Annotated in this window: 24 protein-coding genes and 2 riboswitches; of the genes, 8 read left to right on the top strand and 16 right to left on the bottom strand. The window is 73.0% G+C overall.

Annotated features, from left to right (window positions below):
- Positions 1–82: 82 nt before the first annotated feature.
- Both J7523_RS14470 and J7523_RS14465 read right to left on the bottom strand, forming a co-directional pair.
- Positions 83–883 (bottom strand): ABC transporter permease, encoded by an 801-nt coding sequence (locus tag J7523_RS14470; protein ID WP_291887967.1) that lies wholly within the window; start codon positions 881–883, stop codon positions 83–85.
- Complete coding sequence (locus J7523_RS14465; RefSeq protein WP_291887963.1) at positions 883–1788, bottom strand: ATP-binding cassette domain-containing protein; 906 nt, start codon at positions 1786–1788, stop codon at positions 883–885. The genes J7523_RS14470 and J7523_RS14465 overlap by 1 nt, the downstream gene beginning before the upstream one ends.
- 82 nt (positions 1789–1870) lie before the next feature.
- On the opposite strand from J7523_RS14465, the gene J7523_RS14460 reads away from it, so the two are divergent.
- The 3 genes from J7523_RS14460 to J7523_RS14450 all read left to right on the top strand — a co-directional run bounded on the left by J7523_RS14460 (position 1871) and on the right by J7523_RS14450 (position 4055).
- Positions 1871–3172, top strand: coding sequence for a TetR/AcrR family transcriptional regulator C-terminal domain-containing protein (locus J7523_RS14460; RefSeq protein ID WP_291887962.1), 1302 nt, complete (start codon positions 1871–1873; stop codon positions 3170–3172).
- Positions 3169–3771, top strand: coding sequence for a DNA-3-methyladenine glycosylase I (locus J7523_RS14455; RefSeq protein ID WP_291887959.1), 603 nt, complete (start codon positions 3169–3171; stop codon positions 3769–3771). Before J7523_RS14460 ends, J7523_RS14455 begins: the two co-directional genes overlap by 4 nt.
- Positions 3772–3836: 65 nt before the next feature.
- Positions 3837–4055: a hypothetical protein gene (locus J7523_RS14450; protein WP_291887958.1), complete on the top strand. Its 219-nt coding sequence runs from the start codon at positions 3837–3839 to the stop codon at positions 4053–4055.
- Between the two features lie 140 nt (positions 4056–4195).
- Here J7523_RS14450 and J7523_RS14445 read toward each other — a convergent pair whose 3' ends face one another.
- Positions 4196–5842, bottom strand: a complete 1647-nt coding sequence (locus tag J7523_RS14445) for an ABC-F family ATP-binding cassette domain-containing protein (protein WP_291887955.1) — start codon at positions 5840–5842, stop codon at positions 4196–4198.
- Positions 5843–6023: 181 nt separating this feature from the next.
- A riboswitch (SAM riboswitch) is annotated at positions 6024–6120 on the top strand.
- 49 nt (positions 6121–6169) lie between these two features.
- Between J7523_RS14445 and J7523_RS14440 the strand changes: the two genes are divergently transcribed.
- Entirely contained in the window at positions 6170–7183 is a 1014-nt protein-coding gene (locus tag J7523_RS14440) for a methylenetetrahydrofolate reductase (protein WP_291887952.1), read from the top strand.
- Between the two features lie 14 nt (positions 7184–7197).
- On the top strand, positions 7198–9522 hold the full coding sequence (gene metE, locus J7523_RS14435; protein WP_291887949.1) for a 5-methyltetrahydropteroyltriglutamate--homocysteine S-methyltransferase: 2325 nt from the start codon (positions 7198–7200) through the stop codon (positions 9520–9522).
- 521 nt (positions 9523–10043) lie between these two features.
- On the opposite strand, the gene J7523_RS14430 is transcribed toward metE, so the two are convergent.
- From J7523_RS14430 to gcvP, 5 genes are all read right to left on the bottom strand, one after another.
- Entirely contained in the window at positions 10044–10475 is a 432-nt protein-coding gene (locus tag J7523_RS14430) for a (deoxy)nucleoside triphosphate pyrophosphohydrolase (RefSeq protein ID WP_291887947.1), read from the bottom strand.
- Between the two features lie 110 nt (positions 10476–10585).
- Entirely contained in the window at positions 10586–10819 is a 234-nt protein-coding gene (locus tag J7523_RS14425; RefSeq protein ID WP_291887946.1) for a helix-turn-helix transcriptional regulator, read from the bottom strand.
- Positions 10820–11080: 261 nt separating this feature from the next.
- Entirely contained in the window at positions 11081–11449 is a 369-nt protein-coding gene (gcvH, locus tag J7523_RS14420; RefSeq protein ID WP_291887944.1) for a glycine cleavage system protein GcvH, read from the bottom strand.
- A gap of 43 nt (positions 11450–11492) precedes the next feature.
- Positions 11493–12635 (bottom strand): glycine cleavage system aminomethyltransferase GcvT, encoded by a 1143-nt coding sequence (gene gcvT / locus J7523_RS14415; protein WP_291887942.1) that lies wholly within the window; start codon positions 12633–12635, stop codon positions 11493–11495.
- Between the two features lie 32 nt (positions 12636–12667).
- Positions 12668–15541, bottom strand: a complete 2874-nt coding sequence (gcvP, locus tag J7523_RS14410) for an aminomethyl-transferring glycine dehydrogenase (RefSeq protein WP_291887987.1) — start codon at positions 15539–15541, stop codon at positions 12668–12670.
- A gap of 329 nt (positions 15542–15870) precedes the next feature.
- Positions 15871–15970: riboswitch (glycine riboswitch) on the bottom strand.
- 201 nt (positions 15971–16171) lie between these two features.
- Here gcvP and J7523_RS14405 point away from each other — a divergent pair.
- The 3 genes from J7523_RS14405 to moaA are packed head-to-tail and all read left to right on the top strand — an operon-like array spanning position 16172 to position 18080.
- Positions 16172–16657, top strand: a complete 486-nt coding sequence (locus J7523_RS14405) for a MogA/MoaB family molybdenum cofactor biosynthesis protein (RefSeq protein WP_291887940.1) — start codon at positions 16172–16174, stop codon at positions 16655–16657.
- On the top strand, positions 16657–17079 hold the full coding sequence (locus J7523_RS14400) for a molybdenum cofactor biosynthesis protein MoaE (RefSeq protein ID WP_291887938.1): 423 nt from the start codon (positions 16657–16659) through the stop codon (positions 17077–17079). Before J7523_RS14405 ends, J7523_RS14400 begins: the two co-directional genes overlap by 1 nt.
- The gene (gene moaA, locus J7523_RS14395) at positions 17076–18080 is read left to right on the top strand and encodes a GTP 3',8-cyclase MoaA (protein ID WP_291887936.1); all 1005 of its coding nucleotides are present in this window, start codon (positions 17076–17078) and stop codon (positions 18078–18080) included. Before J7523_RS14400 ends, moaA begins: the two co-directional genes overlap by 4 nt.
- Before the next feature lie 63 nt (positions 18081–18143).
- Here the strand turns inward: moaA and J7523_RS14390 are convergent, their stop codons facing one another.
- The 8 genes from J7523_RS14390 to glp all read right to left on the bottom strand — a co-directional run bounded on the left by J7523_RS14390 (position 18144) and on the right by glp (position 24154).
- The gene (locus J7523_RS14390; RefSeq protein ID WP_291887934.1) at positions 18144–19343 is read right to left on the bottom strand and encodes a Fic family protein; all 1200 of its coding nucleotides are present in this window, start codon (positions 19341–19343) and stop codon (positions 18144–18146) included.
- Positions 19344–19500: 157 nt separating this feature from the next.
- On the bottom strand, positions 19501–20412 hold the full coding sequence (locus J7523_RS14385; protein ID WP_291887932.1) for a hypothetical protein: 912 nt from the start codon (positions 20410–20412) through the stop codon (positions 19501–19503).
- On the bottom strand, positions 20409–21023 hold the full coding sequence (locus J7523_RS14380) for a DUF6318 family protein (RefSeq protein WP_291887929.1): 615 nt from the start codon (positions 21021–21023) through the stop codon (positions 20409–20411). The genes J7523_RS14385 and J7523_RS14380 overlap by 4 nt, the downstream gene beginning before the upstream one ends.
- Positions 21024–21243: 220 nt before the next feature.
- Entirely contained in the window at positions 21244–21483 is a 240-nt protein-coding gene (locus J7523_RS14375; RefSeq protein WP_291887926.1) for a MoaD/ThiS family protein, read from the bottom strand.
- On the bottom strand, positions 21480–21734 hold the full coding sequence (locus J7523_RS14370; RefSeq protein WP_291887923.1) for a DUF6457 domain-containing protein: 255 nt from the start codon (positions 21732–21734) through the stop codon (positions 21480–21482). The genes J7523_RS14375 and J7523_RS14370 overlap by 4 nt, the downstream gene beginning before the upstream one ends.
- Complete coding sequence (locus J7523_RS14365) at positions 21727–22437, bottom strand: NTP transferase domain-containing protein (RefSeq protein ID WP_291887920.1); 711 nt, start codon at positions 22435–22437, stop codon at positions 21727–21729. The genes J7523_RS14370 and J7523_RS14365 overlap by 8 nt, the downstream gene beginning before the upstream one ends.
- 29 nt (positions 22438–22466) lie before the next feature.
- Positions 22467–22940 carry a cyclic pyranopterin monophosphate synthase MoaC gene (gene moaC / locus J7523_RS14360; RefSeq protein ID WP_291887917.1) on the bottom strand — a complete coding sequence of 158 codons (474 nt, stop codon included), beginning with the start codon at positions 22938–22940 and terminating at the stop codon, positions 22467–22469.
- A complete protein-coding gene (glp, locus tag J7523_RS14355; RefSeq protein ID WP_291887915.1) occupies positions 22937–24154 on the bottom strand; it encodes a gephyrin-like molybdotransferase Glp in 1218 nt (405 codons plus the stop codon). Before glp ends, moaC begins: the two co-directional genes overlap by 4 nt.
- Positions 24155–24253: the final 99 nt, after the last annotated feature.

Here is a 24253-nt window from a genome sequence, read left to right as displayed (position 1 = left end):
ACCCGCATCCCGTCGGTGCGCTGAGGACGACCGACGCCCGCCCACGGTGCAGGCCGCGAACGGGCGTCGTCCGGAGCCGGGGTCAGGCCGTGCGGCGGAACAGCACCCCCGACGCGACCCGGGCCACCAGGAAGATCGAGCCCATCCACACGACCGCCTGCCACGCGGCCGACCCGACGGGCATCCCGAGCAGCAGCCCGCGCACGGTGTCGGTGACGGGCGTGATGGGGTTGTGCTCGGCGATCGTCGAGAGCACGGACGGCATGGTGTCGATCGGCACGAACGCCGACGACAGGTACGGCACGAACAGGATCACGAACGTGAACCCGCTGGCCGCCTCCGGCCCCGAAGCGATCAGCCCGATCGCGACCCCGACCCAGGTCAGGGCCAGCACGAACAGCGCGATCATGCCGAGCGCCCCGAGCCACTCGAGCGCGGACGCGTGCGGGCTGAACCCGACGAGGAACGCGACGCCGATGACGAGCGCGGTCGAGACGGCGTTGCGGATCATGCTCGCCACGACGTGCCCGGTGAGCACGCCGGTCGCGCGGATGGGCATCGACCGGAAGCGGTCCATGATCCCGTTCGTCTTGTCGGTCGCGACCTCCACGGCGGTGTTCGCGGCCGCGTACCCGGCGGTGAGCAGGATGATCCCGGGCACCACGAAGTCGACGTAGTCGCCGCCCGAGTCGATCGCGCCGCCGAACACGTAGACGAACATCAGGAGCAGCATCACGGGCAGCAGCACCGAGATGAACACCGAGTCGACCTGCCGGGTGGAGCGGCGCACGCAGCGCCAGATGAGCGCGTTCGTGTCACGGGTGGTCTGCCCGCGCGGGACGCGGGTCGTCAGGGGTGCGGGGGCGACGGCGGTGGCGGTCATCAGGACTCCCGAGTGGTGGAGGCACCGACGAGCTCGTCGGTGGGCCGGCCGGTGAGGGTGAGGAAGACGTCGTCGAGCGTGGGGGAGCGGACCTGCCAGCTCTCGACGTCGACGCCGCGTCGCTCGATGTCGGCGAGGATGCGCCGCACGTCGGGCACGGACCCGTCGGTCGGCACCTGCTCGGCAGCCCCGGACCGCAGCACGACCTCGACGTGCGCGGACCCGACGGAACGCTTGAGGTCGGCGGCGGTGCCGTCCGCGATGACACGGCCGTGGTCGATGACGGAGATCCGGTCGGCGAGCTGGTCGGCCTCCTCCAGGTACTGCGTCGTCAGCAGCACGGTCGCCCCGCCCGCCACGACGTCGCGGATGACGTCCCACAGGTCGTTGCGGCTGCGCGGGTCGAGGCCGGTGGTCGGCTCGTCGAGGAACACGACCTGGGGACGGCTCAGCAGGCTGACCGCGAGGTCGAGCCGACGGCGCATGCCTCCCGAGTACGTCTTGACGACGCGGCGGGCGGCGTCGGTGAGGTCGAACAGCTCGAGCAGCTCGGCGGACCGCGTGCGGATCTCGCGCGACGGCAGGTGCGCGAGGCGGGCCATGAGGCGCAGGTTCTCCTCGCCGGTGAGCAGCTCGTCGACCGCCGCGTACTGGCCGGTGAGGCTGATCGCGGCTCGGACCCGGCCGGGGTCGCGGAGCACGTCGGCGCCCGCGACGTGCGCGGTCCCGGCGTCGGGCCGGAGCAGGGTCGACAGGATCCGGACGGTGGTCGTCTTGCCGGCGCCGTTGGGCCCGAGCAGGGCGAGCACCTCGCCGCGGCCGACGTCGAGGTCGACGCCGTCGAGCACGGTCACGTCGCCGTAGGCCTTGCGCAGGCCACGGGCGACGACGACGGGAGCAGTCATGTCGGTGTCCCCTTCTGTGTATGACGTAAACTGTGTGTGTAAGTCATACACAGTTATAGGATCGGCCGTCAAGGAGGTTCGCGTGGACGAGCAGCAGGACCCGGACGCCCGGCGGGAGGCCGACGCGCTGCGTCGCGACCGCGAGAAGGCCGAACGCCTGGCCAGACGCGAGGAGGAGAAGGCCGAGAAGGCCCGCGAGAAGGCCGCCCGCGACGCCGAGCGTGACGAGGCCCGCCGCCGGCAGGACACCGAGCGCCGCGAGCGCGACCTGGCGACGGCCGAGCAGAACATCCTTCGCGAGCGCGAACGGGCCGAGCAGGAGCTCGTCAAGGAGGCCGAGCGGCGCCGGTCCGAGCGCGAGCGCGCGGCGCGCGACGCCGCCCGAGAGGCGGGCCGAGCGCTCCGCGAGGCCGAGAAGGCCCAGCGTGCGGCCGCGCTGGCCCAGCAGCGGGCCGCCCGCGAGGCCGAGAACGCCCGCCGGCAGGCGCAGCGCGCCGAGCAGGACGGCTCGTCGGCTCCTGCCGCCGACCTCACCGGGCTGCCCGCCGACATCGCCGTCCTGTGGCGCACCCCGGAACCCGCCCGACGAGGTCCGCGCCCCGGCCTCACGCTCGAGCAGATCGCCGACGCCGCCATCGCGCTCGCCGACGCCGAGGGGCTCGGTGCCGTCTCGATGGCCCGGCTCGCCGAGTCGCTCGGCTTCACGACCATGTCGCTCTACCGGTACGTGTCCTCGAAGGACGAGGTCCTCGCGCTCATGACGGACCGCGCCGGCGGCCGTGCACCGGCCGTGGGTCCTGAGGTGGGCGACTGGCGGGCTCGGCTCGAGCTGCTCATCACGTTGTCGCAGCCGGTGCTGCGCGCGCACCCGTGGATGGCGCAGACGTCGTCCGTGCTGCACACGCTCGGCCCCAACCGGCTCACGTGGATGGAGGCCATGCTCGAGGCGCTGTCCGACGTCACCCTGACCGAGGCGGACAAGGTGCAGGCCGTCGGCGCGGTGTCGAGCCACATGCTCGAGGAGCTTCGCCTCGTGGCCGCGATGGGTGAGCGCAGGCGCGCGACGACGGACGACGACGTCGCCGAGATGGGCGACGTGATCCGGCTGCTGGCCGACCACGCCGCGCACCCGGCCCTGCTCCGGGCGGTCGACGCAGGGGCGTTCGACGTGTCCCCCGTGCCGGCCGACGACGAGGCGTTGGGGTTCGGGATGCGGCTGCTGCTGGACGGCATCGAGCGGTTGGTCGAGCGGGCCGGTCAGGCGGGTTCCGGCGATTCCGTAGGGTCCGCGAACCGCCCACAGCCCGCCGCTCTGACGCCCGGTCCACGGGACGACGGCGCGACGGCTCCGCTGTCGGACGTGCCGGGCAGACTCGCCCCATGACCACGACGACCGGCCGCTGCTTCGGCGACGGCAACCCGCTCTACGAGCAGTACCACGACGAGGAGTGGGGCAAGCCCGTCCACGACGAGCACGCCCTGTTCGAACGGTTCGCCCTCGAGGGGTTCCAGTCGGGCCTCGCGTGGATCACGGTGCTGCGCAAGCGGCCGGCGTTCCGGGAGGCGTTCGCCGACTTCGACCCCGAGGTCGTCGCGGAGTACGGGGACGACGACGTCGCACGCCTCATGGCCGACGCGGGCATCGTCCGCAACCGCGCGAAGATCGATGCGACCATCGCCAACGCGCGCGCGCTGCGGGCGTTGCACGCCTCTGGCCGCACGCTCGACGAGCTCGTCTGGTCCCACGCACCCGACCGCGCGGACCATCCCCGGCCCGCCACGTGGGTCGACGTCCCGGCCTCGACGCCCGAGTCGAAGGCCCTCGCCAAGGAGATGAAGTCGCTCGGCTTCCGCTTCGTCGGGCCCACGACGGCGTACGCGGCGATGCAGGCGTGCGGGCTCGTCGACGACCACCTGGCCACCTGCCCGGTGGCCCTCGCCGACGGCTCCGAGCCCTCCCGGGTGGCTACTCCCACGGGGTGACCCGCTGGGTGAAGCGCTCGGCGGCATCTCGGCAGATCAGAGCACCCCGACTACAGTCCCCCCTTATGAGCGAGATGCCCGAGCCTGAGGGGCGACTCGACGCCATCCGTGCGGCCGAGGACGCCCTGCGGGTCCCGACGGACCCCGACGCCTTGATCCTGGCCGCCGTGCGGGAGGGGCTGGACGCCGTGCCCGCCGGGAACCCCAACTCGTGGTTCGACGTGCCGACCCAGCGCAACCGCACCCGCCCGGCCGGCTCGCTCAACAACCGCCGCACCCGCTGACCGGCTCGTCGCCGACGCCCTCACCGCCGAGGGGATACAGGTCGACTGGAGCGGCGACACCCGTCAGCGCATCGCCGTACGGAACGTGGACTGGCGCAAGCCGCTGCCGGCCTGACGCTCACGGCCGCGGGCGGCTGTGTTCAGTCGGGCGTGACCTCCGTGACGCGACCGTCCTCGACGTGCCACCGGCGCGTCAGCCGGACGGTGTCGAGCATCCGGCGGTCGTGCGTGACCAGCAAGATCGTGCCGTCGAACGCGTCGAGCGCCTGCTCGAGCTGCTCGATCGCGGGCAGGTCGAGGTGGTTCGTCGGCTCGTCGAGCACGAGCAGGTTGACCCCGCGGGCCTGCAGCAGCGCGAGCGCCGCCCGGGTCCGCTCACCGGGCGACTGCGAGGCCGCGGGCCGGTGCACGTGGTCGCCGCCGAGCCCGAACTTGGCGAGCAGGGTCCGCACGTCGGCGGTCGGCCAGTCGGGGACCTCGTGCGCGAACGCGTCGACGAGCGACTCCGGCCCCTCGAACGCCCGACGTGCCTGGTCCACCTCGCCGACCAGCACGCCCGACCCGAGCGACACCGAGCCGGTCGTCGGCGTGAGCCGGCCGAGCAGCAGCGCGAGCAGCGTGGTCTTCCCCGACCCGTTCGGCCCGGTGACGGCGACCCGGTCCTGCCGGTCGAGCTGCAGGTCGACGGGCCCGAGCGTGAAGTCGCCGCGGGTCACCGACGCCGCCCGCGCGACGGCGACCACGTCGCCGGACCGCGGTCCGGACGCGATGGTCAGCTGCAGCTGCCACTCCTTGCGCGGCTCCTCGACGACCTCGAGCCGGTTGATGAGGTTCTCGGTCTGTCGGGCCTTGGCGGCCTGCTTCTCCGACGTCTCGCCGCGGAAGTGCTTGACGTGCTTGTCGGGGTCGGTCGCCTTGCGGCGCGCGTTGCGCACGCCCTTCTCCATCCACGCCCTCTGCATGCGGGCGCGGGCCTGCAGGTCGGACAGCCTCCCGGCGTAGTCGTCGTACGCCTCGCGCGCCCGCCGACGCGCGATCGACCGCTCCTCCAGGTAGGAGTCGTACGACCCGCCGTACGTCGTGACCTTCTGCAGGCTACGGTCGATCTCGACGACCGCCGTCACCGTCCGGGACAGGAACTCGCGGTCGTGGCTGACGAGCACGATCGGCGCCTCGGCCCGCCGCACGAAGTCCTCCAGGACCTCCAGTCCGTCGGCGTCGAGGTCGTTCGTCGGCTCGTCGAGCAGGAACACGTCGTACCGGGACAGCAGCAGCGCCGCCAACCCGACGCGCGCCGCCTGCCCGCCGGACAGCGCGGTCATGGGGAGGTCGAGGTCGACGGTCAGGCCCAGGTCGTCGGTGACGGTGCCCAGACGCGCGTCGAGGTCGGCACCGCCCAGCGCGAGCCAGCGCTCGAGGGCGTCGGCGTAGGTGTCGTCAGCCCCCGGTGCCCCGTCCGCGAGCGCGTGCGCGGCCGCGTCCATGGCCTCGTGCGCGGGCGTGACCCCCGTGCGCCGGCCGAGGTGCTCGCGCACCGACTCCCCGGGGATGCGCTCGATCTCCTGCGCGAGGTACCCGAGCTGAGCCTGCGGCGGCGACACCGCGACCGCACCGGCGTCCGGCGCTCTGTGACCGCCGAGGATCCGCAGCAGGGTCGACTTGCCGGCGCCGTTCGGCCCCACGAGCCCGACGACGTCTCCCGGCGCGACGACGAGGTCGACGCCTGAGAACAGCTCCCGGTCCCCGAACCCCGCGCTGACACCCTTCACCTGGACCGTGGCTGACATGCGCCCATCCTCTCCCGGACGCCCCACCGCCAGGCGACCTGATTCCTGCCGATGGGTGCCGTCGGGACGCCGATATCGTGGAGCCGGACGGTGGTCGCCGGGTGCCGACACGCACCGGACAGCCGCGTCTCACCTAGCGAACATGGTTGCTCACCATGTGGGCCCGACCGTAGCATCGGCGCAACCATCCAGAGCGGCCGAGAGACCTGGCTCGACGACGCCGCAGCAACCCCCCTCCCCGGCGAGGGTGTGGGTGCTTCCGCCAGGGTCGATGGAGTGAGACATGTCCGTGCGCGACCCCCGATCCTGCACCCACCGGTGTCACCGGTGAGCGCCGCGACGGCGAGCGAACGCGTGCCCGGCGTCCACGTCGCCGAGTCACCGCGCCCGCGGGCCGCGGTCGACCGTCCGACGGTGTCGTTCGAGCTGTTCCCGCCGCGGAACCCCGACGCCGCGCCGCGCCTGTGGGCGACGATCCAGGCGCTCGAGGCCGCGCACCCCGACTTCGTGTCCGTCACGTACGGGGCGGGCGGCAAGACGCGGACGACCACCCGCCAGCTCGTCCGGCGGCTGCTGCGCGAGACGTCGCTCAACCCGATCGCGCACCTGACCTGCGTCGGGACGTCGCGTGCGGAGATCACGACGATCGTCGAGGAGTTCCTCGACGAGGGCGTCCGCTCGTTCCTCGCCCTGCGCGGCGACCCGCCCGCGGACCAGACCGACTGGCAGCCGCACCCGGACGGGCTGCACACCGCGAGCGAGCTCGTCGAGCTGCTCCGCACGCTCGAGCAGGAGCGCTGCGCCCACAGCCCCTCGCAGGCGATGCGCTCCCGGGTCCGACCGCTGTCCGTGGCCGTCGCTGCGTTCCCGCGCGGCAACGCTGCGACCGGCGGCACTCGCGCTCAGGACGTCGCGAGCCTGCTCGCCAAGCAGGAGGCCGGCGCCGACTTCGCGATCACCCAGGTGTTCTTCGAGGCCGACGCCTACCTGGGCCTCGTCGCCGAGGCGCGTGACGCGGGCGTCACCATCCCCATCATCCCGGGCATCATCCCGACCACCGACCCGGCCCGGCTGCTGCGCGTGCAGGAGCTCACCGGCGTGCCCGTGCCCTCGTCGCTGCTGGACCTGCTGGGCGCCGCGGACGACGAGCTCGACCGGCACCGCCGGGGCATCCGCGCCAGCGTCGACCTGGTGCAGGGCGTCCTCGACGGCGGCGCGCCCGGCGTCCACATCTACACGTACAACCAGCACCACGCCGCGCTCGACCTGCTCGAGGGCGCCGACCTCGACGGCGGGGCACGGTCCCCCCGTCACGCGATTCCGTCCACGACCGACCTCTGAGGGACCCTCACACCATGACCAGCACCCCCACGTTCCCCGCCGGCTCCGTCCTGGGCTACCCCCGCATCGGGCCGCGCCGTGAGCTCAAGAAGGCCATCGAGTCGTTCTGGGCCGGCCGCTCCACCGCGGACGAGGTCGAGGCCGTCGCCGCCGACCTGCGTCGTCGCACCCGCACGCGCCTCGCCGAGCTCGGCCTGAGCACGAAGGACGCCGCGATCCCGAGCGCGTTCTCGTTCTACGACCACGTGCTCGACGCGTCGGCCGTGGTCGGTGCCGTGCCGGCCCGCTTCGCGGACCTGGTCGACGAGAACGGTCGTCTCGACCTCGCGGGCTACTCGACGGTGGCGCGCGGCCGCGGCGACGACCTGCCGCTCGAGATGACGAAGTGGTTCGACACGAACTACCACTACCTGGTCCCCGAGATCGGCCCCGACACCGCGTTCCGCTACGCGAGCGACCGCCCGGTCCGCGAGTTCACCGAGGCGCTGGCCGACGGCGTGCTGACCCGCCCGGTCATCGTCGGCCCCGTCACGTACCTCGCGCTGGCCAAGGCCGCCGAGGGTTCGCCGGAGGGCTTCGCGCCGATCGACCGCCTGCAGGACCTGCTGCCCGTGTACGCCGAGCTGCTGCGCGACCTCAAGGCCGCCGGCGCCACGTGGGTGCAGCTCGACGAGCCGGCCCTCGTGTCCGACTCGATCGAGGTGCCGGCCGAGCAGCTGCTCGCCGCCGTCGTCGAGGCGTACCGCGCCCTGGCCACGGAGCTCACCGACCGCCCCGCGATCTTCGTCGCCGCCCCCTACGGCGACCTCGGCCCGGCACTCCCGGTGCTCGCCGCCACCGACGTCGAGGCGATCGGCATCGACCTGGTCCGCGGTCACGCGCCGTCCGAGAAGGTCCCGGGCCTGGAGACGAAGACGCTGGTCGCCGGCGTGATCGACGGCCACAACATCTGGCGCGCCGACCTCGACGCGAAGCTGCAGATCCTCGAGCAGCTCGAGGGACTCGGCGCCGCCGCCGTCGCGGTCGGCACGTCGACGTCGCTGTTCCACGTCCCGCACGACACGGCCGACGAGCCGAACCTCGACGCGACCCTGAAGAGCTGGCTCGCGTTCGCCGACCAGAAGACCGTCGAGGTCGTCACGCTCGCCGAGGGTCTGACCGAGGGCCGCGAGGCGATCCACGAGGAGCTCCTCGCCGCCACGGACGCGGTGAACTCCCGCAAGACGGCCCCCGGCGTGGTCCGACCCGAGGTGCGCGCGCGCGTCGCCGCCCTCACGGAGGACGCGTTCACCCGCGGCACGTGGGAGAACCGCAAGGAGCAGCAGGCCAAGCGCCTCGACCTGCCCCCGCTGCCCACCACGACCATCGGCTCGTTCCCGCAGACCACCGAGATCCGCGTCGCCCGCGCCGCGTTCGGCCGCGGCGAGCTCACGGCCGAGCAGTACGAGGACGAGATGAAGGCGGAGATCCGCCGCGTCGTCGAGCTGCAGGAGAAGATCGGCCTCGATGTGCTCGTGCACGGCGAGCCCGAGCGCAACGACATGGTGCAGTACTTCGCGGAGAACCTCGACGGGTTCGCCGTGACGCAGAACGGCTGGGTCCAGTCGTACGGCTCGCGCTGCACGCGCCCGTCGATCCTGTGGGGCGACGTCAGCCGCCCGGCGCCGATCACCGTGGCGTGGACGACCTACACGCAGTCGCTCACCGAGAAGCCCGTCAAGGGCATGCTCACCGGCCCGGTGACGATCCTCGCGTGGTCGTTCGTCCGCGACGACCAGCCGCTCGGCGACACCGCCAACCAGGTCGGCCTCGCCCTGCGCGACGAGATCAACGACCTCGAGGCGGCCGGCATCGCGATCATCCAGGTCGACGAGCCCGCCCTGCGCGAGCTGCTCCCCCTGCGCGAGGAGGACCACGCGGCCTACCTCGACTGGTCGGTCCGCTCGTTCCGTCTCGCGACGGCCGGCGTCCGCGACGACACGCAGATCCACACGCACCTGTGCTACTCGGAGTTCGGCGAGATCATCGGTGCGATCGACGGCCTCGACGCGGACGTCACGTCCATCGAGGCGGCCCGCTCGAAGATGGAGATCCTCGGCGACATCAACGCGGCCGGCTACCCGCGCGCCGTCGGCCCGGGCGTCTACGACATCCACTCCCCGCGTGTCCCCAGCGAGGGCGAGGTCGAGGAGCTCCTGACCGAGGCCGTCAAGGCGATCGCCGTCGACCAGCTCTGGGTCAACCCCGACTGCGGCCTGAAGACTCGCCGCTACGAGGAGGTCGCCCCGTCGCTCGAGCACATCATCGAGGCGACCAAGGCGGTGCGCGCGACGCTCTGACCCCGTCCTGACGACGAAGGCCCCGGCTGCACGATGCGGCCGGGGCCTTCGTCGTGCGGCGAAATCACGCGCGCGGCGGACGTGCTCGGGCCGCCCGACGGGCTACGGTGGCAAGACCGCGCGCACGCAGGGGCCTGCGCCGAACGGGTGATCTCGCAAACCCGTCGAGCGAACGAACGGGACGATCCCGGACATGAGAGCGCTCCCTTGCCCCTGCACGGCCCTTGGTCCCGGGCGGGGCCGCCGTCCGGACTCATCTTCGCGGCGCAGATGCCGATGATGCAGTCACGACGCATGGACGCGGGGACCCCTCGCGACCTCGAGCGGCGTCCGCCAACGAAGTACGACGGAAGAGAGCCACCGAGATGGCAACGTGTGAGGAGTGCAGCTCCGCAGTCCAGCAGTGCGCGAAGTGCGACGGCGCCGGCCGCATCCGTTGGAAGGGTGAGTGCACCCTCTGCAAGGGCACCGGCTCCGTCTGCTCGGGCAACTCGAACCACCGCTGGTGAGGCCGCGCGCGTTCAGCCGATGACGACGTCGGCCACGCGCGCCGCCAGCGCCTCGACGATGCGGACGTCCGCATCCAGCCAGGGCACGTCCAGCCACTGGCCGACCGGGAGCCACCGCAGGTCGTCGTGCTCGACGAGCGGTGCCGGCGTCCCCTCGACGAGCTCCGCGAGCCACAGCCGCATCACGTAGCCGTCGGACAGCCACCACGCCCCGCCGTCGGGGCCGACGAGCTCACCGCCCAGGGCGATCCGCACGCCGAGCTCCTCACGGATCTCACGGTGCAGCGCGTCCTCCGGGGTCTCGCCCGGGTCCACCTTGCCGCCGGGGAACTCCCACCGCCCCGCGAGCCGGGCCGGAACGGCGCGGCGGGCAGCGAGAAGGACCGTCGGATCATCCAGGTCGTCGACGAGTGCGGCCGCCACGACGAGCACGGGTGCGGTCATGCGGTGATTCTGCCAGCCGCCGTCGACGCCGCGTCCACGCCCGCGGCGCGACGACGGCCCGGTCGCCCGGGCCGTCGCGGAGAAGTCTGGCAGGAGGAGTCGGAGAGAGCTCAGCGGATCCCGTGCGCCACGGCCCAGGCCACGGCCTCGGCCCGGGTGGAGACACCGATCTTCCGGTAGACGCTGCGCACCTGCGACTTCACGGTGTTGCGCGTCACGAACAGCCGCGTGGCGATCTCCTCGAGCGTCACGTCCTCGGCCAGCTCTGCCAGGACCACCCGCTCACGGCGCGTGAGCGCCTCGGTCACGGTCCCGACGGTCCCAGTCGTCTCCAGCATGGTCATCATGTCCTCCGGTTGCGCGTGGATGCCGTCTTCTCCGGCTCCGCTGTGGGCGGCGTACCGGATGAGAGGTGACATCCCGGGCCTCATGACGCCGGTTTGGTCATCTCGTCAACACGAACTTCGTGGGAACCGATCCCGCTGCCACCCACAATGAACGAGCCATCGGCAGAGAGATACATCCCGTGTGCTACAGGCGTGTGACGTTCACTCGTCCGGCCGATACCTCCTGTCCGGATCATCCGATATGCACAGTGACCTACGTCACGCCTCGGACTGTGCGGCGTACTCGTCGGCCGTCAGGAGCGGGCCCGTCCCGGTCACGTCGACCTTGAGGAGCCACCCGGCGCCGAAGGGGTCGGAGTTGACGACCGACGGGTCGTCGACGGCGGCCTGGTTGACCTCGACGACCGTCCCCGTCACGGGCGAGAACAGCTCCGAGACCGACTTCGTCGACTCGATCTCGCCGACGACGGACCCTGCGGTGAGCTCCTCGCCGACGGCGGGCAGCTCGAGGTAGACGATGTCGCCGAGCGCGTCGGCGGCGGTGGAGGTGATCCCGACCGTGGCGGGCGAGCCGTCCTCGAGCCACTCGTGCTCGACGGTGTAGTGCAGGTGCGTGGGGAGGGTCATCTGGGCTCCAGTGCTCGGCGGCTCGGCGGTACGAGGACGATCGTCAACGAGGACGACGGTAGAAGGGAAGGGCGACGACGCGCACCGGCTCGGGCCGGCCGCGGACGTCGACGGCGAGCTCCGTGCCGGGCTCGGCGTGCGCCGGGTCGACGTACGCCATCGCGACGGGGTGGCCGAGCGTCGGGGACGGGGCGCCCGAGGTCACGGTGCCGACGACGGCGGCGCCGTCCTCGGCGGACGCCAGGACCGGGTAGCCGTGCCGGGCGGCCCTGCGACCCAGGCCCTCCAGGCCGACGAGCGTGCGCGTCGGCTCGGCGGCGGCGCGGGCCTCGAGCGCGGCACGCCCGACGAACGGGAGCGGGCTGCCGTCGTCGTCCACCTTGTCGAGCTTCACCACGCGGCCGAGGCCCGCGTCGTGCGGGGTCGTCGTGCGGTCGAGCTCGTTGCCGTACAGGGGCATCCCGGCCTCCAGGCGGAGGCTGTCACGGGCCGACAGGCCCGCCGGGACGAGCCCGTGCGGCTGGCCGGCGGCCAGGAGCGCACGCCACAGGGCCGGCGCCTGGTCGGCGTCGACGAACAGCTCGAAGCCGTCCTCGCCCGTGTAGCCGGTGCGCGCGACGAGCGCGTCGATGCCCGCGACCGTCGCCTGCGTGGCGGTGTAGTACTTCAGCGCGGCGACCGCGTCGACGTGCCCGGGGTCCGTGAGCGACGTGACGATCGCCTCCGCGCGCGGGCCCTGGACGGCGACGAGCGCGGTGCGCAGGGACGCGTCGTCGAGCGTCGCGTCGAAGGGTGCGATCCGGTGCTCCAGCGCGTCGCGGACGACCGCCACGTTCGACGCGTTCGCGACGACGACGAACCGCTCGTCGGCGAGGCGGTAGACGACGAGGTCGTCGATCACGCCGCCGTCCTCCGCGACGATCATCGTGTAGCGGGCACGGCCCGGCGCGAGCGCCGACAGGTTGCCGACCAGCGCCGCGTCGAGCGCGGCGGCCGCCTGCGGACCGGTGACCTCGAGCTCGCCCATGTGGGAGAGGTCGAACAGGCCGGCGGCGGTGCGGACCGCGGTGTGCTCGGCGATGTCGGACGTGTAGCGCAGCGGCATCTGCCAGCCCGCGAAGCTCGTCAGCGCGGCGCCCAGGGCGACGTGCTCGTCGTGCAGCGGGGAGCGGACGTCCTCGGTCACGGGGGCTCCTGTCTCGGTGGCGGGCTGGGCGTTCACTCGGCGTAGGCCTCGACGGGCGGGCACGAGCAGATGAGGTTCCGGTCGCCGCGGGCGCCGTCGATGCGGCGGACGGGCGGCCAGTACTTCCCGGCGCGCAGGCCGGGCACGGGGAACGCGGCGAGCTCGCGGCCGTACGGGTGCTCCCACGTGTCGGACGTGACGCTCGCGGCCGTGTGCGGGGCGTTGCGCAGCGGGGAGTCCTCGATGGCCCACGTGCCCGCCTCCACCGCGTCGATCTCGCCGCGGATCGCGAGCAGCGCGTCGACGAACCGGTCGAGCTCGCCGAGGTCCTCGCTCTCGGTCGGCTCGACCATGAGCGTGCCGGCGACCGGGAAGGACAGCGTCGGGGCGTGGAAGCCGTAGTCCATGAGTCGCTTCGCGACGTCCTCGGCCGTCACCCCGGTCCGCTTGGTGATGTCGCGGAGGTCGAGGATGCACTCGTGCGCGACCAGCCCGTTCGGGCCCGTGTACAGCACCGGGTAGTGGTCGCGCAGGCGCGCGGCCAGGTAGTTGGCGGCGAGGACCGCGGTCTCGGTCGCGGCGCGCAGGCCCTCGGCACCCATGAGGGCGACGTACGCCCACGAGATCGGGAGGATGCCGGCCGAGCCGTACGGGGCCGCGGAGACGGGGGCGACGGCGTTCTTCGCGGCGCCGGGGGTCGGGTTGCCCGGCAGGTACGGAGCGAGGTGCGCCGCGACCGCCACCGGGCCGACGCCGGGGCCACCGCCACCGTGCGGGATGCAGAACGTCTTGTGCAGGTTGAGGTGGCTGACGTCGCCACCGATCTCGCCCGGCTTCGCCAGCCCGACCAGCGCGTTGAGGTTCGCACCGTCGATGTACACCTGCCCACCGGCCTCGTGTACAAGGTCGCAGACCGTGCGCACGCCCTCCTCGTAGACGCCGTGCGTCGAGGGGTACGTGATCATGATCGCGGCGACCTGCGGCCCGTGCTGGTCGAGCTTCGCGCGCAGGTCGTCGAGATCCACGGACCCGTCGTCGGCCGTCGCGACCACGACGACGCGCATGCCCGCGAGCGCCGCGCTGGCCGCGTTGGTGCCGTGCGCCGACGCTGGGATCAGGCAGATGTCACGGACCGGGTCACCGTCCCGGTGGTTCGCGGCGTGGTACGCGTGGATCGCCAGCAGCCCGGCGAACTCACCCTGCGACCCGCCGTTGGGCTGCACCGACACGGCGGCGTACCCGGTGATCTCGGCGAGCCACTCCTGCAGCTCGGTGACGAGCTCGGCGTAGCCGACGGTCTGGTCGGCCGGCGCATACGGGTGGATGCTCGCGAAGCCCGGCCACGAGATCGGCTCCATCTCGACCGTCGCGTTGAGCTTCATCGTGCACGAGCCCAGCGGGATCATCGTGCGGTCGAGCGCGAGGTCCTTGTCGGAGAGGCGGCGCAGGTAGCGCAGCATCGCCGTCTCCGAGCGGTGCAGGTGGAACACGGGGTGCGTGAGGTACGGCGTCGTGCGGCGCAGCGTGCTCGGCAGCGCGGTGGTGGGCGCACCCGCCGCGGCTCGCAGCGCGGTGGCCTCGACGGCCTCGACCCCGACCTCGTCGGGCTCGACGTTCGTCGCACCCGCGTCGGCGAACGCCAGGGCGATCGTCAGGACGTGCTGGTCGGACGTGCGCTCGTCGCACGCGATCTGCACGTGGTCGTCGTCCGGGGCCCACAGGTTGATGTCGCCGCGGGCGGCGGACTCGACGACCGCACGCGCCTTGCCGGGGACGTGTGCCTGCACCGTGTCGAAGAAGCGGTCGTGCGTGACGGTCACGCCGGTGGCACGCAGGACGGTCGCGATGGCCTCGGCCCGGTTGTGCACGCGCTCGGCGATCGCCCGCAGCCCGTCGGGCCCGTGGTAGACCGCGTACATCGACGCGACGATCGCGAGCAGGGCCTGCGCGGTGCAGATGTTGCTCGTCGCCTTCTCGCGACGGATGTGCTGCTCACGCGTCTGGAGCGCGAGCCGGTACGCGCGAGCGCCGTCCGCGTCGACCGAGACGCCGACGAGGCGACCGGGCAGCATCCGCTCGAGGCCGTTGCGCACCGCCATGAACGCCGCGTGCGGGCCGCCCGCGAACAGCGGGACGCCGAACCGCTGCGCCGCCCCGACCGACACGTCGGCGCCCAGCTCGCCGGGGCTGGTGAGCAGCGTGAGGGCGAGCAGGTCCGCCGCGACCGTCACGAGCGCGCCGCGCTCCTTCGCCGCGTCGATGACGGGCCGCAGGTCCCGGACCACGCCCGACGCGCCGACCTGCTGGACGACGACACCGAGAAGCGTTCCCTCGACCTCCGGCAGCCCGTCGGACAGGTCGGCCACGACGACCGGGAGGCCGATGGCCTCCGCCCGGCCGACCGTCACCGCGATCGACTGCCCGAACAGCTCCGAGTCCAGGACGACCGTGCCGTCCTTGTTCTTCTGCGCACGCCACATGAGCGCGACCGCCTCCGCGACCGCGGTGGCCTCGTCGAGCAGGCTCGCGTTCGCGATGTCCAGACCGGTGAGGTCCGTGACCATCGTCTGGAAGTTGAGCAGCGCCTCGAGCCGGCCCTGCGAGATCTCCGGCTGGTACGGCGTGTACGCGGTGTACCAGGCGGGCGACTCCAGCACGTTCCGGCGGATCACCGCGGGCGTGATCGTGTCCGAGTAGCCCTGGCCGATCATCTGCGTCATCACGCGGTTGCGGCCCGCGATCACCCGCAGGTCGGCGAGGACCTCCTCCTCGGAGCGCGCCGCCGGCAGGTCCAGGGGGCGCTCGGAGCGGATCGACGCCGGGACCGCCGCGTCGACCAGCGCGTCGAGGCTGTCGTACCCGACAGCCGTCAGCATGCGAGCCGTCTCCTCGCCGCGCGGACCGATGTGCCGGTCGGCGAAGTCCTGTGCCGCGGGAGTGTGCTCGACCGCCGTGAACGGGAGGGCGTCGACGGTGCCGTTCAGCCCGATCGGCGGGATCACCGGGATCGTCGTCGGGACGTCGTGGAGATCGGTCACAGCTGCTCCGGGGGCTCGCCCGGCGCGGACGCCGGGACGGACGGGTGGGGGCTCCCCGCTCTGTCATCCGCGCGTACGCACGTACCTGAGAGTTTTGCCGGTCCGCCATGGCCCTTGATTCGAGCCCCGGGGCGCGCCGACTTGCACCGTCGGTGGGTCACCGTCGCTTCGTGGTGGTGACCACTTTCCAGAGTTGCCTCGCCACGGCGGTACAGGGGCCTGAGAGATTCCCGGGGAGGGTTGCTCCTTCGGCGTCCCGCTGTCGTGCTGGTGCGGGAGCTCTCCCGTCGCGGTTCGAGCAGCGTGTTGAGTTGTGGGGCCAGCGTACCCGGGTCGGACGCGCGTCCGCCTCGGCCGGCGCGATCACGTCGATCCGCTTGGGCCGTTCGGGGCCACGGGTGCCGTCCGGTCGTGGATCCGGGTGTCGTCGCGGGTCGACGGGGATTTCCACGGTGGTCGCCGTGAGAACGTGCGAGCGGCGGTGGTTACCCTGGCGCGGTGTCCACCGCACCCCGCGCGACCGTGGTCGTCGTGTCCGACAGGTCGGCTGCGGGCGTGCGCGAGGACCGCTCGGGGCCGGCGGCGTGCGATCGCCTGCGAGCCGCCGGGTTCACGGTGTCGGAGCCCGTCGTGGTGCCGGACGGTGCGTCGTCCGTGACGTCGGCTCTGACCGCCGCGCTCGACGACGGCGTGCGGCTCGTCGTCACGTCCGGCGGGACCGGTGTCGGGCCGCGGGACCGGACACCCGAGGGCACGCGACCGGTGCTCGACCGCGAGCTGCCGGGGATCGCGGAGCTGCTGCGCCGCGAGGGTGCGCGGTCCGTGCCGACGGCTGTGCTGTCTCGTGGGCTCGCGGGCGTCACGGCATCTGGTGCGGTGGTCGTCAACCTGCCCGGATCGCCGGGTGGCGTGGTCGAGGGGCTGGACGTGCTGCTGCCGCTGGTGGGCCACCTGCTCGACCAGCTCGGCGGAGGGGACCACTGATGACCGTTCTGGCCCGGATCGACGAGATGCCGCTTGACCTGCTGTTTCACGTGGAACACGTGAGCGGGCCGCGGGCCGGGGCGGTCGCGACGTTCGTCGGGCTCGTGCGCGACCACGACCCGTCGGTGAGCGGCACGGTGGTGGCGCTCGACTACAGCGCCCACCCGGACGCCCCGGCCGTGCTGACGCGGATCGCCTCCGAGGTCGCCGACGACCCCGACGTGCTCGGCCTCGCGGTCAGCCACCGGGTCGGCCACCTCGCCGTCGGGGAGGCCGCGATCGTGGCGGCCGTGTCGACCGCGCACCGCGCGCACGCCTTCGACGTCTGCCGGACACTCGTGGAGAGGGTCAAGGCGGAGCTCCCGGTGTGGAAGCGTGAGGTCCTCGCGGACGGGAGCCACGTATGGGTGGGGATGGCATGACCCTGACCGACCGGTTCGGGCGGGTGCACCGCGACCTGCGGATCTCGCTGACGGACCGCTGCTCGCTGCGCTGCACGTACTGCATGCCCGCCGACGGCGTCCCGTGGCTCGCCCGCTCGACGATGCTCACCACCGACGAGATCGTGCAGGTCGCCCGCGTCGGCGTGGAGAACGGGATCACCGAGATCCGCCTCACGGGCGGCGAGCCGCTGCTCCGGGTCGACGTGGTCGACGTGGTCCGACGACTGACCGCGCTCACGGGTCCGCACGGCAGCCCCGAGGTGTCGCTCACGACCAATGCCCTGCGCCTGCCGGCCCTCGCCTCGCCGCTGCGCGACGCCGGGCTGTCCCGCGTGAACATCAGCCTCGACACGCTCGACCGGGCCCGGTTCATCTCCCTGACGCGACGGGACCGGCTCGTCGAGACGCTCGCCGGGATCGCGGCCGCCGACGCCGCGGGGCTGCGGCCCGTGAAGCTCAACGCCGTCGCCATGCGCGGCGTCAACGACGACGAGGTCGTCGCGCTCACCCGGTTCGCCGTCGACCGCGGGTACCAGATGCGGTTCATCGAGCAGATGCCCCTCGACGGCGGTCACACCTGGGACCGCACCGAGATGGTCACGCAGGCCGAGATCCTGTCGCGGCTCAACGCCGAGTTCACGCTCACCGAGGTCCCCGGCCGCGGTGCCGCACCCGCCGAGCTGTGGACCGTCGACGGCGGGCCCGCGACCGTCGGGGTGATCGCGTCGGTGAGCGCACCGTTCTGCGGGTCGTGCGACCGGCTGCGGCTCACCGCCGACGGGCAGCTCCGCGCGTGCCTGTTCTCGCAGGGGGAGACGGACGTGCGGTCGCTCGTGCGAGCTGACGGGCCCGCGTCCGAGGTGGACGCGGCGATCGCCGACGCCTACCGGCGGTGCCTCGCCGGGAAGAAGGCCGGGCACGACATCGACGACCCTTCGTTCCTGCAGCCCAGCCGGCCGATGAGCGCGATCGGCGGCTGAACCGGGTCGCCGTCAGTCCGGCACTCCTCGGTCCGCCCGGGTGCGGTCGTCGGCGCCGAGGCGTCAGGCGTCGTCGACCTCGTCCCGCACGCGTGGGAGTGCGCCGGCGACCAGATCGAGAAGGTCGGTCGCCACGTAGACCGTCCGGGTCCGGTCCGCCTTCCGGTCACGGCGGAGCACACCCGCGTCGGCGAGGGTCTCCAGCGCCGCGCGGGCCGCGTTGTCGCTGACGCCGTGCGCAGCGACGACGGATGCCGCGTCCAGCACCGGGGAACCGGGAAGCGCCTCGATGATCCGGTGAGCCGTGCCGTGGCGGACGCGGCCGCTGGCCGAGCGCGCTGCCAGGTGGGCATCGAGGACGCCCGTCTGCTGGCGCTGCCAGGCGCTGACGTCGTCGGAGAGTCGCAACGCCTGCTCGGCGGCGACCCACACGGCGTCGGCGACCACCCCGACGATCGCGTCGTCGTCGCCACGGCGATAGGCGTCCAGCGCGGCGTAGTACCGGTCCCGGTCACGGAACAGCTCGACGCTGACCGGCAGCGTGACGCCGGGAGTGAGCCCGTCGCGGCACAGGACCATGCCGAGCAGCACCCGGCCGGCGCGTCCGTTGCCGTCAGTGAACGGGTGGATCGTCTCGAACTGTGCGTGGGCGAGCGCCGCGGCGACGACCGGCGTGTGCGGGTGCGACGTGAGGTACCTGTCGAGGTCGTCGAGAAGTCCGCGGACCTCGCCGTGAGGCGGTGCGTTGTAGTGCGCCTCCAGCGGCGTTCGTCCGCCGATCCACACCGGTTCCGTGCGCAGTCCGGCGGAGCCGGGGGCGATCACGGCGTGCAGGTCGCACGTCTCGGTCACCAGGGAGACCGTCGGGTCGGACGTCCTCGCGAGCGCCTCACGCACCGCTCGCAGGTTCCGCGCGACCGTCACCGCCGCGTCACGGCCACGCCGGACGAAGTCGGCGACCGCCACCGACCGCGCGGTCGGTTCGTAGCCCTCGATGAGCGACGACGCCGACGCTTCCGACCGGACGAGGAGGTCGCCGACCTGCCCGAGCCCCGCATGACGCACGGACACGACGGCCGCGCGTGCCGCCTCGTCCGCCTCCTCGGCGAGCGCTCGCGTCGCCGGGCGCAAGGTGATGGCGCGGCCGGTCAGCGGCTCGGGGACGTACGCCTGGAACTCTCCCGCGCGGGTGTAGCGGCGGGGCAGGCCGTCGGTCGCCACGGGCGTCCACGTGAGTGTGACGAACGGACTCGTGGTCGTCACACCTCCCTGTCGACAAACTGAGGTCCGATGGAGATCCACCTCAGTTTAACAGCAGAGTGGGCAATAAACTGAGGTTGAGGGCGGGCTGACTTCAGTATCCGCGAGGCTGCCCTGCGGCGACCGAGCCGGAGTGTCGAACCAGGCGACGGACCGCGGTTCAGCAGTCCTTCTGGGTGGGGTCGGTCAGGCAGTCTGTCGGCACGAGATGGGAGCGCCGCTCGACGACGTCGAAGGGCGCCGAGTCCGCCGACGTCTGCGCGGTGCCCTCGACGTCGCGCCACTCCTGCTCGCCCGCCACCCGGAAGCGGCCCGACCAGGTGGTCGTCAATGTCAGGTGCGTCGTCATCGGCTGCTGGTACACGTGAAAGACGTCCTTCGCCGGCCACGGCCGGCCCGGGTCCGTCGTGGTCAGCGCACGGCTCCCGTCGTGGAAGTCCCAGGCGAACCGGCTCGGAGTCGCCACGACCTCGACCGGGACGCCGAACAGCTCGGTCTGGAACGTCTGCTCGGCGGCCTCCGTGTAGACGATCGTCTCGATGTTCACCAGCACCCACCCACGGTCCGGCTGCATGTGGACCGACGACGGCGCGATGGGCAGACGTCGGAAGTCCTCACCCGTCATCACCGGCACCGGGCTGTCCGGGCAGCGGCCGCCCGTCAGGAACTGCCAACGACCCCAGGGTGCCTGCGCGTTCGGGCGGTAGCGGACCCAGAGCGGCAGCTCCGGCGTCGCACCGTCGGGGCAGACGACCGGAGGGACCGTGCCGTTCGGGGCGTCACACTCGCCGTCGATGCTCGACGACAACGTCGCGGACGAGACGTTGCACAGCTCGGCGTGCTCGTACTCGATGAGCTTCGGCTCATCGGGCCGATCGGGGTGCGCGGCCTTGTTCTTCGCGTGCTCCGCGTAGCGGCCGACGAGATCGACGTTGTCGTCTCTGGCCTCACTCGCGACGGTCGGAACCTTCGGCGGTGATGTCGTCTCCATCGAGACCCGACTTCCTGCGGGGACGACCGCGAATGCGAGCGTCAGCACGAGGACCGCGGCGGACGTGAGGAGCTGCGTCACGAGCCGGCGACGGGCGACGCGTCCACCCCGCGGATCCACCATCGGTTTGCGTCCCGGAGCACGAGGACGTTCGTCTGGTAGCGACTGCCCGGCGCCCAGTCGGTCAGAGCCTTGCCCGAGACGCTCACGACCCTTGCCGGAGCCTCCGTCATCGCGACATCGACTGAGAAGAGCTCGCCAGGTGAGATCTCACGCGCCGATGGATCGGCGATTGTGACCGCGCCTCCGTCTCGGAGCTGGCCCGCGCTCAAGAGGTCATTGACGCCGTCGCGCGTCGATGCGCAGAACTCGCAGTCAGGGTGGCTCAGACCATTCCAGGACTCGAGGTCGCCAGTCGCGTACGTGTAGCCGTACAGCTCCATGAAGTACGTCGCGACGGCGATCGCGCCGTCGACGCTCACGTTGTCCCAGGCGTCCGGTCGTTCGGGCTTCACCCGGACGTTGGCGGTCGGTGACACAGACGGTGAGGGCGTGGAAGTCGCCCGGGTTCCCGAGAAGGTCGGCTCGGACGTCGTCGGCGGGTCGGACGTGCAGCCTGCGATCAGCCCTGCTCCGAGCGCCGTGGCTGCGGACACGACGATGGCTCGTCGGGCGGTCCCCCTGATGCGCATGTCGGCGAAGGTAGCGAACCTGGACATACCTTCGGGCGTCGTTCCGCGCATCTGTGGACAACCGTCAAGCCGGGCACCCGGGAGCGACCGCCGCGAAGATCGCGCGAGACGAACACTGCTGGTGCGATCGCCGCCCGTCGCGACCGCGGTGTTGATCTCGTCGAACTCGCCCGGCGAGGCCTCGGCGAGGACCCGGCGAGGACGTCGCCGAAGGCGGCCGTCAGCCGCCGGCGAACGGGGGCAGGACGTCCAGGGTCGCGCCGGCCGGGACGAGGTCGGCGGCCTCCACGCGGGTGCCGTCGGCGAGCAGCGCGCAGCGGTCGAGGACGTGGTCGAGGCCGGCGCCGTGGCGGGCGACGAGGCGTGCACGGACCTCGGCGGCGGTCCCCGCGTCGACCTGCTCGGTGTCCACGCCGGCTGCCTCGGCCGCGGCGGCGAAGTACCGGACGGTGACCGTCATTCGGCCACCCACGCCTGCGCCTCGCGCTCGACGACGTCCAGCACGTCCGTGCGGCCCGCCGCGAGCGCCATGCCCGCAATCAGCATCGTCACCGGGACGGCCGGGCGGGCCACGGAGTGCGCGACGTCGCCCGAGACGCCCAGGATCCGGTCGACGTCGACCAGCGCGGGGTCGACGCCGAGCTCCGCGGCGACGTGCGCCACCCATGCGGGCAGGTCGGCGCCGGGGGCGCGGCGGGGGTCCTCACTCATGGGGTGCTCCGTCCGTCTCGTGGGTTCGCTGATCGATGGTGTCACGGGTGAGGGAGTCGTCGAGGCGGGCGACGTCGTCCCAGGTGTCGGCGTCCGCGGCGGCGTCCACGGTGTCGGGGACGTCGACCAGGTGCAAGGGTTCGACGAGTCGACGGACCGCCGCGTCACGGACGGACGGGAGCGCGGCGACGGCCGCGTCCAGGGCCAATCGGTCGTAGGCGGCGACGAGGTGCTGCGGCCGGCCCCCGGTGCTGACCAGGCGGGCACCGTCCACGGCCGGGTCGCTCGCGGCGGCGAGGAGAGCGGGCAGAGCGCGGGCGGCGTGCGGGACGTCGCACGCGAGGACGACGACGAGTCGCGGGCCTCTCGTCGACCCCGGAGGGACCTCCGATGTGGCCGTCGAGCCTCGACCGGGCCGAGAGGGCGCGTCACCGTCGGCCTCGGGCTGCAGGGCGGCGAGGCCCGCGGCGAGGCCGGCGACGGGGCCGCCGTCGGGCGGGTCCTCGAGGACGGTCACGACACCCGGGCGGGCGACCTGCGGCGGAGCGACCAGGACGACCCGGCGGGCCCCGGCGACGGCGGCGAGCGCGTGGTCGACCAGGGCGGTCCCGCCGACGAGCACCTCAGGCTTCACCGTGCCTTCGACGACATCGACCAGCCGTCGGCCGCGACCGCCCGCGAGGACGATCGCGTCGAACGCCACGGGGCGGGTTGCCCCTCGGTCGGAGGGCATCACGCCCGCCGCCAGTCGCCCGACTTCCCGCCCGTCTTCTCCTCGATCTGCACGCCGGCGATGCGCACCGACTTGTCGAGGCCCTTGAGCATGTCGACGACGGCGAGCGCGGTGACGGCGACAGCCGTGAGGGCCTCCATCTCGACGCCCGTCCGGTCCGCGGTCCGGACGGTCGCGGAGATGTCGACGCCCTCGTCGGTGATGTCGAGGTCGACGACGACTCCGTGCACGCCGATGACGTGCGCGAGCGGCAGGAGCTCGGGGGTGCGCTTGGCGGCGGCGATGCCGGCGACGCGCGCGACCGCGAGGACGTCACCCTTCGGCACGGTGCCGTCGCGCAGCGCGGCGACGACGTCCGGTCCGCACTCGACCCGGCCCGACGCGCGCGCCGACCGGACGGTCGGCTGCTTGGCGGTGACGTCGACCATGCGGGCGTGCCCGGCGGCGTCGAGGTGGGTGAACGGCTGCGTCATGGGGTCACCTTCAGGACGGTCAGCAGGTCGCCGACGAGGACCTCGTCGACGTCGACGGGGATCACGGCGAGCCCCTCGGCGAGCGCGAGACGTGTGACGAGGTGCGACCCCGACCCGCCCGCGGTGGCCCGGACGACGGTCGGTTCCGACGCGCCCGCCACCCACCGCACGGGCATGAGCTGGGCGCGTCCGGGCGGTGTGCGCCACCCCTCGGCCGCCCGGGCGACCACGGTCGGCCGCTGCACGTCGGTCAGCCCGCGCATCCGGAGGAGGGCGGGCCGCACGAACATCTCGAACGACGCGAACGAGCTCACCGGGTTCCCGGGCAGCGCGAACACGGGCGTCCCGCCCGGCAGGCGGCCGAGCCCCTGAGGCTTCCCGGGCTGGACCGCGACGGGCACGAACTCGACGCCCGGGTCGTCACGGAGGGCGGCCTTCACCACGTCGTACGCGCCGACGCTGACGCCGCCGGACGTGACGATCGCGTCGACCGTCCCGTCGAGCTCGCCGAACAGCACCCGCAGGTCCGCGGGGTCGTCGCCAACGGGACCGATGCGCACGGGGTCGCCACCGGCCTCCCGGACGGCCGCCGCGAGCAACCACGAGTTGGAGTCGGGGATCTGGCCCCGGTCGAGCGGCGTGCCGGGCGGGACGAGCTCGTCGCCGGTCGACACCACCGCCACGCGCGGGCGCCGGTGGACGCGCACGGTCGCGGCGGAGACGGAGGCGAGCGCCGAGACGTGGGCCGCACCGAGCAGGGTCCCGGCGGGGACGACGAGGTCACCCGCGACGGCGTCCTCTCCCGCGCGTCGCACGTGCGCCCCGAGCGGAGACGCCGCGCGGACCTCGACGGTCGTGGTTCCCGCGTCGGTGACCTCGACCGGGACGATCGCGTCGGCGCCCGGCGGGACGGGAGCGCCCGTCATGATCCGGGCCGCGGTGCCGACTGGCAGCGACGGGGCGGCCGACGATCCGGCGGGCAGGTCGGCCACCACCCGCAGGACCACGGGAGCGTCCGCGGACGCACCAGCCACGTCCGCCGCACGGACCGCGTAGCCGTCCATCGCGGAGTTGTCCCAGCGCGGCAGGGGGCCGTCGGTGCGGACATCCTCGGCGAGCACCGCTCCCCACGCGTCGTCGAGGCCGACCTCGACGGGGGGCAGCGCGTGCGCGAGCGCCAGTGCGGCGGCGCGGTGCTCGTCCAGCGGTCGCACGGAAATCCTCTCCTCGGGGCCCGCGCGCGGCGGCGGGCAGCACGATCCTGGCACTCCGGCGCGGCGCGGCGTGTGGGACCTCAGGGCATGGACCAGGTC

The organism is Cellulomonas sp. (genome assembly GCF_017744555.1).
Lineage (GTDB): Bacteria > Actinomycetota > Actinomycetes > Actinomycetales > Cellulomonadaceae > Cellulomonas.
This window is presented reverse-complemented; position numbering and strand designations above follow the sequence as displayed.

Coding starts and splice junctions, on each gene's coding strand:
- J7523_RS14470 (WP_291887967.1), bottom strand. CDS start 883: ATGACCGCCACCGCCGTCGCCCCCGCACCCCTGACGACCCGCGTCCCG.
- J7523_RS14465 (WP_291887963.1), bottom strand. CDS start 1,788: ATGACTGCTCCCGTCGTCGTCGCCCGTGGCCTGCGCAAGGCCTACGGC.
- J7523_RS14455 (WP_291887959.1), top strand. CDS start 3,169: ATGACCACGACGACCGGCCGCTGCTTCGGCGACGGCAACCCGCTCTAC.
- J7523_RS14450 (WP_291887958.1), top strand. CDS start 3,837: ATGAGCGAGATGCCCGAGCCTGAGGGGCGACTCGACGCCATCCGTGCG.
- J7523_RS14445 (WP_291887955.1), bottom strand. CDS start 5,842: ATGTCAGCCACGGTCCAGGTGAAGGGTGTCAGCGCGGGGTTCGGGGAC.
- metE (WP_291887949.1), top strand. CDS start 7,198: ATGACCAGCACCCCCACGTTCCCCGCCGGCTCCGTCCTGGGCTACCCC.
- J7523_RS14430 (WP_291887947.1), bottom strand. CDS start 10,475: ATGACCGCACCCGTGCTCGTCGTGGCGGCCGCACTCGTCGACGACCTG.
- J7523_RS14425 (WP_291887946.1), bottom strand. CDS start 10,819: ATGACCATGCTGGAGACGACTGGGACCGTCGGGACCGTGACCGAGGCG.
- gcvH (WP_291887944.1), bottom strand. CDS start 11,449: ATGACCCTCCCCACGCACCTGCACTACACCGTCGAGCACGAGTGGCTC.
- J7523_RS14400 (WP_291887938.1), top strand. CDS start 16,657: ATGACCGTTCTGGCCCGGATCGACGAGATGCCGCTTGACCTGCTGTTT.
- moaA (WP_291887936.1), top strand. CDS start 17,076: ATGACCCTGACCGACCGGTTCGGGCGGGTGCACCGCGACCTGCGGATC.
- J7523_RS14380 (WP_291887929.1), bottom strand. CDS start 21,023: ATGCGCATCAGGGGGACCGCCCGACGAGCCATCGTCGTGTCCGCAGCC.
- J7523_RS14375 (WP_291887926.1), bottom strand. CDS start 21,483: ATGACGGTCACCGTCCGGTACTTCGCCGCCGCGGCCGAGGCAGCCGGC.
- J7523_RS14370 (WP_291887923.1), bottom strand. CDS start 21,734: ATGAGTGAGGACCCCCGCCGCGCCCCCGGCGCCGACCTGCCCGCATGG.
- moaC (WP_291887917.1), bottom strand. CDS start 22,940: ATGACGCAGCCGTTCACCCACCTCGACGCCGCCGGGCACGCCCGCATG.